The 13,783-nt window shown below is 40.7% G+C and carries 15 protein-coding genes; 2 read left to right on the top strand and 13 right to left on the bottom strand.

Annotation, left to right across the window (positions count from 1 at the left end):
* Nucleotides 1–94 precede the first annotated feature (94 nt).
* Nucleotides 95–616, top strand: a complete 522-nt coding sequence (locus BFU02S_RS10455; RefSeq protein ID WP_066370135.1) for a DUF309 domain-containing protein — start codon at nt 95–97, stop codon at nt 614–616.
* Nucleotides 617–643: 27 nt separating this feature from the next.
* Here BFU02S_RS10455 and BFU02S_RS10450 read toward each other — a convergent pair whose 3' ends face one another.
* Nucleotides 644–994, bottom strand: coding sequence for a GNAT family N-acetyltransferase (locus BFU02S_RS10450; RefSeq protein WP_066370133.1), 351 nt, complete (start codon nt 992–994; stop codon nt 644–646).
* Between the two features lie 443 nt (nt 995–1,437).
* Between BFU02S_RS10450 and BFU02S_RS10445 the strand changes: the two genes are divergently transcribed.
* Nucleotides 1,438–2,301, top strand: a complete 864-nt coding sequence (locus tag BFU02S_RS10445; RefSeq protein ID WP_066370131.1) for a DUF1002 domain-containing protein — start codon at nt 1,438–1,440, stop codon at nt 2,299–2,301.
* 56 nt (nt 2,302–2,357) lie between these two features.
* On the opposite strand, the gene lysA is transcribed toward BFU02S_RS10445, so the two are convergent.
* The 12 genes from lysA to deoB form a co-directional block, all read right to left on the bottom strand.
* Complete coding sequence (lysA, locus tag BFU02S_RS10440; protein WP_066370129.1) at nt 2,358–3,662, bottom strand: diaminopimelate decarboxylase; 1,305 nt, start codon at nt 3,660–3,662, stop codon at nt 2,358–2,360.
* Nucleotides 3,663–3,829: 167 nt separating this feature from the next.
* Nucleotides 3,830–5,311 carry a spore germination protein gene (locus BFU02S_RS10435; protein ID WP_066370127.1) on the bottom strand — a complete coding sequence of 494 codons (1,482 nt, stop codon included), beginning with the start codon at nt 5,309–5,311 and terminating at the stop codon, nt 3,830–3,832.
* Entirely contained in the window at nt 5,298–5,870 is a 573-nt protein-coding gene (spoVAEA, locus tag BFU02S_RS10430) for a stage V sporulation protein SpoVABEA (protein ID WP_066370123.1), read from the bottom strand. Before spoVAEA ends, BFU02S_RS10435 begins: the two co-directional genes overlap by 14 nt.
* Before the next feature lie 137 nt (nt 5,871–6,007).
* Nucleotides 6,008–6,430 (bottom strand): stage V sporulation protein AB, encoded by a 423-nt coding sequence (locus BFU02S_RS10425; RefSeq protein WP_066370121.1) that lies wholly within the window; start codon nt 6,428–6,430, stop codon nt 6,008–6,010.
* On the bottom strand, nt 6,420–7,040 hold the full coding sequence (locus tag BFU02S_RS10420; RefSeq protein WP_066370117.1) for a stage V sporulation protein AA: 621 nt from the start codon (nt 7,038–7,040) through the stop codon (nt 6,420–6,422). The genes BFU02S_RS10425 and BFU02S_RS10420 overlap by 11 nt, the downstream gene beginning before the upstream one ends.
* A gap of 90 nt (nt 7,041–7,130) precedes the next feature.
* Nucleotides 7,131–7,889 carry an RNA polymerase sporulation sigma factor SigF gene (gene sigF, locus BFU02S_RS10415; protein WP_066370116.1) on the bottom strand — a complete coding sequence of 253 codons (759 nt, stop codon included), beginning with the start codon at nt 7,887–7,889 and terminating at the stop codon, nt 7,131–7,133.
* Between the two features lie 12 nt (nt 7,890–7,901).
* The gene (gene spoIIAB, locus BFU02S_RS10410) at nt 7,902–8,342 is read right to left on the bottom strand and encodes an anti-sigma F factor (RefSeq protein ID WP_066370114.1); all 441 of its coding nucleotides are present in this window, start codon (nt 8,340–8,342) and stop codon (nt 7,902–7,904) included.
* 1 nt (nt 8,343) lies between these two features.
* Complete coding sequence (gene spoIIAA, locus BFU02S_RS10405; protein WP_066370112.1) at nt 8,344–8,694, bottom strand: anti-sigma F factor antagonist; 351 nt, start codon at nt 8,692–8,694, stop codon at nt 8,344–8,346.
* Nucleotides 8,695–8,818: 124 nt separating this feature from the next.
* Complete coding sequence (locus tag BFU02S_RS10400; RefSeq protein WP_066370110.1) at nt 8,819–9,994, bottom strand: D-alanyl-D-alanine carboxypeptidase family protein; 1,176 nt, start codon at nt 9,992–9,994, stop codon at nt 8,819–8,821.
* A gap of 128 nt (nt 9,995–10,122) precedes the next feature.
* A complete protein-coding gene (locus BFU02S_RS10395) occupies nt 10,123–11,427 on the bottom strand; it encodes a pyrimidine-nucleoside phosphorylase (protein ID WP_066370107.1) in 1,305 nt (434 codons plus the stop codon).
* A gap of 4 nt (nt 11,428–11,431) precedes the next feature.
* A complete protein-coding gene (locus tag BFU02S_RS10390; RefSeq protein ID WP_066370104.1) occupies nt 11,432–12,277 on the bottom strand; it encodes a purine-nucleoside phosphorylase in 846 nt (281 codons plus the stop codon).
* Complete coding sequence (deoB, locus tag BFU02S_RS10385; protein WP_066370102.1) at nt 12,271–13,473, bottom strand: phosphopentomutase; 1,203 nt, start codon at nt 13,471–13,473, stop codon at nt 12,271–12,273. Before deoB ends, BFU02S_RS10390 begins: the two co-directional genes overlap by 7 nt.
* Nucleotides 13,474–13,783: the final 310 nt, after the last annotated feature.

Genomic DNA, 13,783 nt, shown 5'->3' with positions numbered 1-13,783 from the left:
AAGCCCGTCTTTTTTGACGGGCTCTTAAACATTTCTTCAAAAAAATTCATTTTTTTATGATAAACTTACATAAACATGAATGGGAGGGAATAGCTTGTATCCAAAGGAATATTTAGAGTACTTAGTGCATTTTCATGGAGACAGAGATTATTTTGAGTGCCACGAAATTCTTGAGGACCATTGGAAAAAAACAGATTTCGGGAACAAAGAATCCATTTGGGTCGGACTTATTTTATTGGCTGTATCAGCCTACCATCATCGCAGGAATAATTTTAACGGGGCAAAAAGAACATTAAAGAAGGCTATGAATATTTTTAAGGTTCAAGAAGAGCTGCTAACAAAGCTCGGTTTAGATGGGGCGAAACTTCACAGTTTCTTAATCGAGCGTTTGTCAATGATCGAGGGGGGGAAAGCCTATACCAGTTTTAACTTGCCGGTCAATGACCCGGAGTTATTGGATTTATGTATAAAAGGGTGTGAACAAGAAGGCCTTATATGGGGAAATGCAAGTAATATGGCTGATGCAGAAATCGTTCATCGCCATAAACTGCGTGATCGAACGGACGTAACGGCCGAAAGAAACAAGGCATTGGCCAAGAAGAAAGGCAGCATATAGAAGGGGCTGCCTTTAAAAAATATCCTTCTAGCACAGATCACATTTTTCAATAAACGATGCCGTATCTTTATTCGAAATGATTTCTTTGTCTGCATACATTTCTTTTAACTCTTTTACCATTCTTTTCCCTACACCTTGAAAACGATGGGATGGGTTAACGGATACATGCAGAATCTCGATAGCATTTTGATCATCATGAAACAGGACGCCAATTAGACCGATGATATCTTCTTCCTTCCATAGGAAAAGTTGACGATTTTCTTCGGTTTCATAATCCTTCATTGTTTGCTGGAGTTTTTTCAAATCCTTTTCATTAGGCATAAAAGATAATAAACCCATTGCAATCTTTTCGAATGTTTTTTTATATCTAATTAACATATTGATCCCTCATTATATAAAATAAACCTATCCAGATTCGAGTATATTTTTTCCATACAAAGTAAATATAAACGTTTATTCATTATATTATATGTAGCTGATGCAGAATGTTTCACTCATGACAATCATACATAATTCCCGGATATTCAGCAATGAAAAATATCATGATAAATTCTTTATACCAAAATATATCCAATAAATGAGACCCCAAATAATAGAAACAGCAATTAAAATACCAAATACCACCCAGTTGTTCTTTCTCATATAACTTTCCCCCAAAACTAGATCTCCCCGCTAACATTCTACACTATATAACAAAATTAATCCATTTCTCCCATTAGAAGTGAAATTTCATCTATTAAACTTTTCATTTGTTAATAGAATAGGGTATAGTATAAAATGCCATATGATCATTTATTATGGTTTGAACCGAGGAGGATAAAATGAAAAAAGTTCTTATTCTTTTAATGGCTGTCTTGCTATTTGTGTTTCCATTAAAAACATTTGCTGACATGGCACAAGGTGATATGATTGTTACATTAGGTGCGGATTTAACGCAAGCACAGAAAGATAGCCTGTTAGCGGAAATGAACGCTCCAAAAAATGTACAGATTGTAACCGTGACAAATCAAGAAGAACATCAATACTTAGGAAAATATGTTGCAAATGCGCTTATTGGTACAAGGGCCATTTCATCAGCAGCGATTACGATCGCTCCCAAAGGTTCAGGTGTATCCGTTAAGACGAAAAACATTACATGGGTAACCAATGAAATGTATATTAATGCTTTGATTACCGCCGGCGTTAAAGATGCAAACATCTATATTACTTCACCTGTTCCGGTGTCAGGCACTGCTGCCTTAACAGGCATACTCAAAGCTTACGAAGTATCGTCGGATAAACAGATTCCGGAAGCTGTCAAACAGGCAGCCAATCAGGAAATGGTAGAAACGGCCAAACTAGGCGACTCTATTGGAGATAAAAATGCCGCTGCCTTAATCGCTAAAGTAAAAGACGAAATCGCTAAGAACAAGCCGCAAAATGATGAAGAAATGCGCAAAATCATTGAGCATGCAGCAAATGATTTAAATGTAAAGCTTTCAAATAATGAAATGCAAAGTTTAATCCAATTTTTCGACAAATTAAAAAACCTGAACATAAATTGGAATCAAGTAAGCGATCAGATGAATAAAGCCAAAGATCAAATTTCCAAATTTCTACAATCTAAAGAAGGACAAGGATTCCTTGATAGCCTTAAACATTTTTTCATCTGGTTGATTGATTCGATTAAAGCGATGTTTTCTTAACAACAATTAGAGAAAGCTGCCGGAGATGACTGGCAGCTTTCCTAAGTTTCAGGAATCTATTTTAATGGCAAATCTAGCCGTAACAAATCTTCATATGATTCGCGCTTTACCACAAGAGTTGCCTTTCCATTTTCTACGAATACAACAGCCGGCCTTGGGATCCGATTATAATTGTTTGCCATCGAATAGCCGTAAGCTCCCGTGCAAAAGACAGCAAGAATGTCCTCTTCTTCTGCTTTAGGCAGCGGCAAATCCCAAATTAGCATATCCCCTGATTCACAGCATTTCCCAGCGATGGATACCGTTTCGCTAGGCTGGGCTAATGGTTTATTGGCAAATACCGCTTCATATTTCGCATGATACAAGGCAGGGCGAATATTATCACTCATACCTCCATCTATTGCTAAATATTTTCTTACTCCTGGAACTTCTTTCGATGAACCAACTTGATATAATGTGATCCCGGCATCTCCTACAAGGGAACGGCCCGGTTCAATCCAAATTTCCGGCATTGGCATAGCATACTGATTTGTAAGAGTTCGCACTTGTTTAATAATTTCAATTACATATTGGGAAGGCGGGATCGGCTCATCTTCTTTCGTATAACGGATTCCAAAACCACCGCCTAAATTCAGCACCTTCGCTTCAAAGCCAAACTGATCTTTCCACTCTGACAATTTACTGATTATTTTCTCGGATGCCAGCAAAAATCCGGTTGTTTCAAAAATTTGTGAACCAATATGGCAGTGAACCCCTAAAACTTGAAAATGATCAAATTTAAGAGCCTCTGTTAATGCATGTTCCGCTTGTCCATTTTGCAGGTCAAATCCAAACTTCGAATCTTCTTGCCCAGTTAAAATATAATCATGGGTATGTGCTTCAATTCCCGGTGTAACACGCAGCAGGATCTTAACATCGGTATTTTTCACGTGACAAATGGTCTTTAACAATTCCAATTCATAAAAATTATCGACCACAATGCAGCCAATTTTATGATCCAATGCCATTTCTAATTCTGCTTTGCTTTTATTATTTCCGTGAAAATGAATTCTTTCAGGCGGGAATCCTGCTTTAATGGCTGTATACAATTCGCCGCCTGAAACCACATCAAGCGATAAACCTTCCTCCTCGGCAAGCTGAACCATAGCGACTGTTGAAAAGGCTTTGCTCGCATAAGCTACTTGAGCCTTTATGTTCTGATCTTCAAAGGTTTTCTTAAACCCGCGCGCCCTTTCTCTAATCAAAGCCACATCATAAACATAAAGCGGTGTTCCATACTGCCGGACTAACTCGACAGTATCCACACCGCCGATTTCTAAATTCCCTTTTTGGTTAACACCTGTAGTTCCATAGAAATACATTCCCTTCCCTCTCTCCGTTACAACTCAATATCGTCTATGAAGTTCATTGTGAAAATTAATAAACAAATAGACAGAATCCGTCATAGACACTGCCTATTTTATATTCTTTATCACTTTATTCAATTAAAATTACTTTAGCATAATTGTTAGTATTCTGCAATTTCTTTTTAACTCTCAGGAGGCTGACGGTAACGATTTCTTGGATGAACGATACTTGGTCTTAAGAGTGAACCCGGAATAGCCCTGCGGAAGAGAATTTGCATAAATCCTTTTGGTTCAAAAGGCAAAAAAGGCCACAAATATGGTGTATTAAGTGCACGCATATTGGCGAGAAAAATGAAAAACAGGGTAACCCCAACGACAAAGCCTGGTGTATGAAAAATGGTCACTATGATCATTAAAAGCATTCTGGCAATTTTATTTGCCACACTTAGTTCATAACTTGGGGTGGTAAATGTTCCAATCCCCGCCACTGCTACATAAAGGATGACTTCCGGAGTAAATAAGCCAACACTAATGGCAATTTGCCCAATCAAAACAGCCGCAATTAAGCCCATTGCTGTTGATAATGGTGTAGGTGTATGGATCGCTGCCATCCGTAAAAACTCTATCCCGAAGTCCCCGATAAATAGCTGCACAACAGTAGGAATATGAGTTGTTTTATTCGGACCGATAAAAGACAGTTTTTCCGGCAAGAGGGATGGCTCCAATACGAACAATAGCCATAACGGCAGTAAGAAAATCGACGTTAGCACACCTAAAAATCGCACCCAGCGGACAAACGTTCCTAACGGAGGGGATTCGCGGAATTCTTCTGCATGTTGCACATGATGAAAATAAGTAGTTGGTGCAATAATAACGCTTGGTGATGTATCGCAATAAACGATCACATGACCTTCCAATAGATGCGCTGCAGCCACGTCCGCTCTTTCGGTGTATCTGACTAACGGAAAAGGATTCCACCCCTGATTGATCAGAAATTCTTCAATCGTTTTGTCCGCCATGGGAATCCCGTCTGTATCAATACTTTCTAGTTCTTTCCTTATGATATTAATTAAATCCGGATCTGCAACATCCTGGATATATCCTATAGCAACATCCGTTTTTGAACGTTTTCCAACTCTAATCATTTCAAAGCGCAACCGCTCGTCACGGATTCTTCTTCTTGTTAATCCAGTGTTCATAATAATATTTTCAACAAAACCATCCCGCGCACCGCGGACTACCTTTTCGGTGTCCGGTTCTTGAGGAGAACGGCCAGGGTAACTTCTAACATCAATAATAAATGCCTGATCCGCACCATCGACGACAACTCCGAGTAATCCGGACAAAACTTTATCGATCATATAATCAAGTTGATCATTTTTTTCAACCGAATAATTGACAAGTCTGTTCTCAATAATTTTAAATACATCTGATCCTGATTCTTCATGATCATTAATTTCTACTAGTTCTTCTATTAGATGTGTGATAAAAAGCGTATCACATAAGCCGCTTATACAATATAAATAAACATCTGTATCCAGGATTTTCAATTTTCTTTCGTTCAAGTCAAAACTTATTCCAAGTCCAACCCGTTGTTTCATATAGTTTTCAACTTCATGAACCGATTGCGGGATTGACCATTTTTGCTCTTTAATGCTCGTCATAAAAGCCGCTCCTTTCCAGGATGAGTTCGACTGCTTTTTCGGTGATCGGGGAACCAATTTTGTAAGAATCGTGTCTAGCCATTTTGCCAATATCCCCGATTCCTACGATAATGGGTACATTTAACTGATCAAGACAATAGACAGTATCCCCATTTATTCTGCCAATTTCGAGTTCAGGTATACCATATTTATCTACACCATATGGAGTTAAGAATCCATCGCGGTCAATACAAACATCAACTTTTGTCCATTCTAGTTTCGTATTGGCCGCAACTGCAACAACTCCTAGTACCTCAATTTCATGATGTTGAGCAACATATTTAAGCGCTGTTTCACCAGCACCTTCACCAACTATTCCGCTGTCATCGAACATTACCAACACAGGATCATTAGCTGCCTGTTTAATTAACTGGATAATTTCCGGTCCAGATAATTTGGTCGGATTTCCCTGCGACATTGAAATACAGCAGCCTCCAACCCTTTTGGCAACTTGATGTAATGTTCTTTTCGTATATTCATCACCGTCAGTAATTAAAATGACACGCCGTCGTGTACTCATGCTTTGATGTCCTTTCAGGCTGAAAAAAGTAAAAATTTCGATTTTGAGAATAGTCTAGCTTCTGGCGCCAGCGGCTCGAGGTCACAAGCGGGACCTCAAAAAGGCTAAAAGGGAGCTTGTCGCCGCCTTACGCTTTGCTAATGATGAACAAAATATACCCACTGAAATATGGACCCGGCAATCTTCCCTAATACAATCGCCATAATTAAAATGACAATTTCTCCATCTAATCGGATTCTTTTGGCCAGAATCGGGAATACATTTACTGCTTCTGTAAGTCCCGCAGCCAGCATTCCTACAAATATTCCACCTGTCAAACCTAAGGGAATTAGGAAAAAGGGAGAAAGCCCAAACTCAGGATCTCGTAAACTTGCCAGTACGCCAGATAGAGCACCAATAATTACTGCCCATTCATACTGACGAATCATTTTCATTGTTTTGGAAAGCTGTGTCAGCCGGGGAATAATTCCAAGGACCGTTAGGAACGCCACAAATCCCGAGCCCACAGCCAGCCCGCTTGCCAGGCCGAGAAACATGACAGCAATAATTTTAATCGTCATAAACCCGTTTCATACTTTCCTTATTTTCATGCAAGATCACATAATTATCTAAATCCATCTGGTAATTAAACATTTCAACTTCCAATGGGCTCGGTTCATCATTAATCCGCTTTTTAAATACATGGTTAAAAAATAATATCATCCCCAGCCCCAGGCCAATCGAATAAGGGATTTGAAAAACCAGCGGCTTTGCCTCTTTCTTTCCGGTAATAATTGTATAAATTTTTTCCTGAACGCTCTTCATGCTGACTTCATCATGAAAATTCATCAATGTCATAGCTGAGCCAAAAAATAATAAAAACCAAATTAAAAGAAAAAAAGGAATGGAAACGCGTCTTTTCTTCGAAATGACTTCGACGATGGTTTGCGCGGGACCAATCGATTGCACTTCCGAATCCTTCATGTTTTCGGTGATTAAGCGGATCACTTTCATGACATCAATGACCACGATATTGCCATCCGTTTCTTTCAATTGATGTACATGGAGGTTCTTTAACGCTTGAAGTTCCTCTACTGGGGCAATGATTTGTGCAATGTCATTTAGGCAAACATTCTGGTTTGGCAGAACCTGTACACGATTCCGCATGCGGAGGTAGATTGTTTTTTCCAAAACACTCACTTCCCACACATTGATTTTCTCATGTTGATAGTATGTGTTATTTCCTTTTTTTTATGTTAGATAAAAATAAAGACCGTATGGCTATAATTCCATACGGTCTTTCATTTGCTGTAAGATCTTTTTCTCAAGTCTTGAAACTTGAACTTGTGAAATTCCGAGTCTGACGGCTACTTCTGATTGGGTTTGGTCCTTGTAGTATCGTAAATAAACGATTAGTTTTTCACGCTCATCCAGTTCTGAGATAGCTTCTTTCAACGCAATTTTATCAAACCATTTTCCACCATTTCCGTCATCAATTTGATCAAGTAAAGTAATGGGATCTCCATCATTCTCATAAACCGTTTCGTGTATGGATGATGGCGTCCTGCCAGCTTCCTGGGCAAGGATGACATCCTCTGCAGTCAGTCCAAGATGGTCTGCGATTTCGTGAACGGTTGGAATGCGCCCCAGTGTTTTCGATAATTCGTCCTTCGCCTTGCGGATTCTGTTCCCCATCTCTTTCAATGATCTGCTGACCTTCACCGTCCCATCATCACGGATAAAGCGCTGAATTTCGCCAATAATCATGGGAACAGCATAGGTGGAAAACTTAACATCGAAGGATAGATCAAATTTATCAACTGATTTCAACAATCCGATACAGCCGATTTGGAACAGGTCATCCGGGTCATATCCACGGTTGAGAAACCGCTGAACAACAGACCAGACAAGGCGCATATTTTTCTCAACAATTAAATCTCTTGCTTCCTGATTACCTTCTTGGCTTTTTCTAATAAGTTCCTTGACCTCATGATCCTTTAAATATGCTTGATTTTTATCGTTCTTGACCTCCACATCCATTGGCAAGTCTCCTTAATTGCAAAGCATTGTACGATTTTGTATATGCTTTCGTAGTCTAACCTCAGTTCCGCTGCCTGGCTGTGAATGAATCTCTACCTCATCCATGAAATTCTCCATGATGGTGAAACCCATGCCGGATCTCTCCAATTCCGGCTTTGTTGTAAATAATGGCTGACGAGCTTCCTCCACATCGACAATTCCGACACCAACATCTTTAATGGTGATATCAACCAAACCATCTTCAATTGTTACATGAATATAGACAATTCCATTTGGATCGTTTTCGTAACCATGAATAATGGCGTTTGTAACGGCTTCTGATACAACCGTTTTAATTTCCGTAAGTTCATCCATAGTCGGATCAAGCTGGGCAATAAATGCGGCGACGGTTACACGTGCAAAAGACTCATTTTGACTTAAAGCACTGAACTGCAAATTCATTTCATTCTTCACTTTAGGCCACCCCCAATCTTTGCAAAGCAAATTCTTCAGTCGGTTCCATTTTCACGATCTTAAATAAACCAGACATGTCGAAAAGTCTTTGAATGCTTGGGGAAATTGCACAAACCACCATTTCGCCGTGCACCTGCTTAATTTGTTTGTACCTTCCTAAAATAACGCCTAATCCGGAGCTGTCCATAAACGTTAACTGTTCAAGATTCAATACAATATGGCGAATTTTATTTTTCTCTATGACGGCTGAAACTTGATCGCGCAGTTCATCAGCTGTATGATGATCCAATTCACCGCTTAAACGAATGCATAAAACATCGTGTTTTGTTTCCAACTCAATGTTTAGACTCACTATCCCAAGTCCTCCTTCATCTGGTATAGGGAGTCAATTCGCCTTTCGTTCATCAATTTCCTTCTCAACATACAAAACTAGTTGTTTTTCGCTAAAAGAAGTGAATTAATTTTGCAGTTCGACTTTATTTGCCAGCTTTCGTAAACATGCCGAATGACCGCTTGAACAAGGTCCACCAGTTTGCTTCTTTTACATCCTTGGCTGCTACTAACGGGCTCTCTAAGATTACCTTTCCATCTTTAATAAGCTTAATGGTTCCAATTGTATCCCCTTTATGGATTGGGGCATTCAGATTTTTCTTGAAAATCACCTTTTTTGTCACATTTTCTGTTTTTTCCCCTCTCTTTGTCAGTAAGGAAAGGGGTTCACTTGTAACTGCGGTAACTGTTTTTTCCTGTCCTTTGCTTACTTTTGCCAATCCGATTTTTTGGTTTCTTTTAAACATCGGGTGAGTTTGATATTGACTAAATGCGTAATTCAGCATTTTGGTTACTTCTGCGTTTCGCTCTTTGGATGTTGGCGCACCAAATACAACGGCTATAACCCGCATTCCGTTTTTTTGCGCCGTAGCTGTTAAACAATATTTGGCCTCAGCTGTAAAACCTGTCTTTAGACCATCGACACCGGGATAAAAACGAACCAGTTTGTTTGTATTGACCAGCCAGAATTTTTTGTCCGTATTTTCCCGGAGATAGGATTCGTACATACCGGTAAATTTCGTAATATCTTCATATTTGAGCAGCTCTTTGGCCATAATTGCCATATCATACGCTGTACTGTAATGCCCGCTTACTGGCAGGCCGGTTACATTTTTAAAGAAGGTATGCTTGAGTCCTAATTGTTTTGCTTTTTGATTCATCATATCGACGAAAGCTTCCTCTGAACCAGCAATCCTCTCGGCCATCGCAACTGCTGCATCATTTCCAGAACCGATGGCGATTCCCATCATCATTTCCTTCGCTGTCATTTCCTCGCCGGGTTCAAGGAAAATTTGCGATCCGCCCATAGAAGCTGCATATTCACTTGTGCGGATTTTCTCATTCCACGAAAGTTTTCCTTTATCAATGGCTTCCATTATTAGCAGCATGGTCATAATTTTTGTCATACTTGCCGGCGGCAGTTCTTGGTTAGCGTTTTTCTCATAAAGGATTTTTCCGGTGTCACGCTCGATTAGAATAGCGGACTTCACATTCCCGGCAAGCTCGGATGGACTTTTCTTTTCCTCCGCCGCAAAAGCAGATGGCCTCCATATACTCAATAACAGGATGGTGACCATCCATAAAGAGACAAATCGTTTCATTCCATAACCCTCCATTCTTTATAGCCCCATTTTTTCCAAAAACGATTACTTTATACAAAAATTACCTATCATTTTTATAAAAAAAGGTGTCAGGCACCATGTGAAATTTTCACATGGTGCCTGACACCTTATTCCGTTATGGCTTCGTGAATTAAGATTGGGGCGGTTGTTTTTTCCGGTGATATTTTAATATGATCATATAGCTTTTGTTTGACTTCGCTGACATCTTCGAAGTTGCTATGGATGGTGGCTAGGGATTCTCCTTTTTTCACCTGGTCGCCGATTTTCTTTCTTAGTACGAGGCCGACAGCCAAATCAATGGAGGACTCTTTTGTTGCCCGGCCGGCGCCAAGGAGCATGGCCGCTGTGCCCACTTCATCGGCAGTAATTTCAGCTATAAAACCGTCTTCTTTTGCTTCCAGTTCAAATTGATATTTGGCTTGCGGAAGCTTTCCGGGATCATCCACAACCGATGCATCACCGCCCTGTGAGCTTAGGAAAACTTTCAGCTTTTCGAGTGCTAAACCGTCTTGAATAGCTTGCTCAAGCTTCTCTCGTGCCTCTTGTAGAGAATCTGCCTTGTTGCCTAAGTAAACCATATAACTGCCAAGAGTTAAACATAGTTCAGTCAGATCTTCCGGACCTTCTCCTTTCAATGTGTCAATGGCTTCTTTGACCTCAAGTGCATTTCCAATCGCATACCCGAGCGGCTGGCTCATATCGGAAATAACGGCCATCGTTCTTCTGCCGACATTGTTTCCGATCCGCACCATTGCTTTTGCCAATTCCCGTGAATCCTCGAGCGTTTTCATAAAAGCACCTGCCCCCGTTTTTACATCAAGGACAATCGCGTCTGCACCGGCAGCAATTTTTTTGCTCATGATGGAACTGGCAATCAACGGAATGCTTTCGACCGTTGCCGTTACATCTCTTAACGCATATAGTTTCTTATCGGCCGGGGTTAAGTTTCCGCTTTGACCGATCACCGCAATTTTATTTTTATTGACCAGTTTAATAAATTCCTTATTATCGATTTCTACATGAAAACCTGCCACAGATTCCAGTTTGTCAATCGTTCCTCCGGTATGACCGAGCCCGCGTCCGGACATTTTTGCTACCGGAACTCCAACTGCAGCAACTAACGGTCCAAGAACCAATGTAGTCGTATCGCCTACACCACCGGTCGAATGCTTATCCACCTTGATTCCTTCAATTTGGGACAAATCAATTTGGTCGCCTGATTTCACCATCGCCATCGTTAGGTCTGCCCGTTCTTTTTCTGTCATACCTTGAAACACAATTGCCATCATTAAAGCACTGACTTGATAATCGGGAATCGACCCATCTGTATACCCTTTAACGATAAAATTAATTTCTTCGGTTGATAATTCATGCCCATCACGCTTTTTTTCAATTAAATCGACCATTCTCATTCTTTTATTCCCCACTTTCCTCAGTCTTACGTTCCTGAAGATTCTTTACTATTTCCTTAATATAACGCAGAAAATCTGCTTTTACTTTTTCTGTTGTTTCAATGACCTCACTATGTGTCAGCGGCTGATCCAAAATACCGGCTGCCATGTTGGAAATGCAGGAAATGCCAAGAACCTTTAACCCGCTATGCCGGGCAACAATTACCTCCGGAACCGTTGACATTCCCACAGCATCGCCGCCTAGCACCCGAACCATACGAATTTCCGCAGGTGTTTCATATACTGGACCCGGAAAACCGAAATAAACGCCTTCTCTCACATCAAGACCGAGACGTGACGCCGTTTCTTTCGCCAATGTCCGCAATTCCTTCGAATAGGCCTCCGACATGTCCGGGAATCGTACGCCAAACTTTGTATCATTTGGTCCGATTAATGGATTGGTGCCTGTGAAGTTAATATGATCGGTAATGATCATTAAATCCCCCGGGGCAAAGTTTTCATTTACACCGCCGGCCGCATTCGTCACAATGAGAATGTCCACCCCAATTGCCTTCATAACCCGTACCGGGAATGTTACCTGCTCCATCTTATATCCTTCATAAAAATGAAACCGCCCCTGCATGGCGACGACCTCAACTCCGCTCAAAACACCAAAAACGAGCTGTCCGGCATGGCCTTCGACAGTAGAAACCGGAAAGTGTGGAATTTCCCCATAAGGAATTTTCACTGGATTTTCAATTTCATCCGCTAAAACTCCCAAGCCTGACCCTAAAATAAGGCCGATCTTTGGCGTGTTTTGATACTTCTTTTTTAAAAATTCTGCAGCCTCATAAATTTTTTCGCTCACCATGTTCCTGCTCCTTTTTTCAATTCGTCTAAAAAACTTTTGCCATACGGCGGCATTTTTACATGGAAATTCTCCGCTACCGTTGCACCGAGATCTGCAAAGTTTTCCCTTAACGGCAGTTCTTTTCCTTCTTCCATCGTCTTTGAATAAACGAGTAGTGGAACATATTCCCTTGTATGGTCTGTTCCGGGAGCAGTCGGATCGTTTCCATGGTCTGCTGTAATCATTAACAAATCATCATCCTTCATCTTGGCCAACACTTCAGGAAGTCTCGTATCAAATTGTTCCAGCGCTTTTCCGTACCCTTCCGGATCACGACGATGTCCATATAAGGCATCAAAATCAACTAGATTGACGAAGCTGATTCCTGTGAAATCCATATCCATTGTTTCAATAAGCTTATCCATACCATCCATATTGGAGACTGTTCTTAGAGATTTCGTTACGCCCTCGCCATCATAAATATCGGAAATTTTTCCGATGGCAATAACATCGAAGCCGGCATCCTTCAATTCATTCATAACCGTACGGCCAAATGGCTTTAAGGCATAATCATGCCGGTTTGGAGTCCGCGTAAAATGGCCTGGTTCTCCAATAAATGGGCGGGCAATGACTCTGCCGACCATATATTTCTCATCAAGCGTTAATTCCCTGGCAATCTTGCATATCTTATACAGCTCGTCAAGCGGTATAATCCCTTCATGTGCAGCAATTTGCAGAACGGAATCCGCAGATGTGTACACAATGATTGCTCCTGTTTTCATGTGCTCTTCACCAAGCTCGTCAATGATTGCCGTGCCGCTTGCCGGTTTATTGCCAATCACTTTACGTCCGGTACGTTTTTCTAATTCAGCAATGAGTTCTTCCGGGAATCCTTCCGGAAATACTTTAAATGGAGTTTTAATATTTAGTCCCATAATTTCCCAGTGCCCAGTCATCGTATCTTTACTATTGGAAGCCTCTCTCATTTTCGTATAGCAAGCCAACGGTTGCTCAGCTTTTGCAATGCCTTTCAATTCACGGATATTGCTTAAGCCGAGTTTCCCCATGTTCGGCATATTCAGCCCATTCATATGTTCGGCGATATGTCCTAGTGTGTCCGCACCTTTATCGCCAAATTTTTCTGCATCCGGGGCTTCCCCTATTCCAACGGAGTCCATTACGATTATAAAAATACGTTTATATGTACCTGCCACCATAGCTATTTCCTCCCTGCCATATTTATATTGAGAACGTTTTCATCGAATTCAGAATTTTTGCTGTGCTTTACTTACTTTCCAGCTTATGTTTCCCTAAATAGACTGGAATAACCGTTAAGCGATTTCTCAATCGTCAGAAGTCTGACATCTTTATTTTACTAAATAATATTAAAAATACAAGGAAAAAGCTGTCTTTTTCTTCGACAGCTTCAGAAAAGCGCAAGCGCCTTGGTCAGCCTGCCTGCTTCTCCGCATAATCCTCCTTGCAGGCATACGACGAGCTGAACATAATCCTCTTCGAGTAAGCTAT

It is taken from the genome of Neobacillus fumarioli NBRC 102428 (assembly GCF_001591485.1).
Classification (GTDB): Bacteria; Bacillota; Bacilli; order Bacillales; family Cytobacillaceae; genus Neobacillus; species Neobacillus fumarioli.
This window is presented reverse-complemented; position numbering and strand designations above follow the sequence as displayed.

Coding starts and splice junctions, on each gene's coding strand:
- BFU02S_RS10395 (WP_066370107.1), bottom strand. CDS start 11,427: ATGAGAATGGTCGATTTAATTGAAAAAAAGCGTGATGGGCATGAATTA.
- BFU02S_RS10390 (WP_066370104.1), bottom strand. CDS start 12,277: ATGGTGAGCGAAAAAATTTATGAGGCTGCAGAATTTTTAAAAAAGAAG.
- BFU02S_RS10425 (WP_066370121.1), bottom strand. CDS start 6,430: ATGACGATTAAAATTATTGCTGTCATGTTTCTCGGCCTGGCAAGCGGG.
- BFU02S_RS10450 (WP_066370133.1), bottom strand. CDS start 994: ATGTTAATTAGATATAAAAAAACATTCGAAAAGATTGCAATGGGTTTA.
- deoB (WP_066370102.1), bottom strand. CDS start 13,473: ATGGTGGCAGGTACATATAAACGTATTTTTATAATCGTAATGGACTCC.
- sigF (WP_066370116.1), bottom strand. CDS start 7,889: ATGGATGTGGAGGTCAAGAACGATAAAAATCAAGCATATTTAAAGGAT.
- lysA (WP_066370129.1), bottom strand. CDS start 3,662: ATGTATTTCTATGGAACTACAGGTGTTAACCAAAAAGGGAATTTAGAA.
- spoVAEA (WP_066370123.1), bottom strand. CDS start 5,870: ATGAGTACACGACGGCGTGTCATTTTAATTACTGACGGTGATGAATAT.
- BFU02S_RS10445 (WP_066370131.1), top strand. CDS start 1,438: ATGAAAAAAGTTCTTATTCTTTTAATGGCTGTCTTGCTATTTGTGTTT.
- BFU02S_RS10435 (WP_066370127.1), bottom strand. CDS start 5,311: ATGACGAGCATTAAAGAGCAAAAATGGTCAATCCCGCAATCGGTTCAT.
- BFU02S_RS10400 (WP_066370110.1), bottom strand. CDS start 9,994: ATGAAACGATTTGTCTCTTTATGGATGGTCACCATCCTGTTATTGAGT.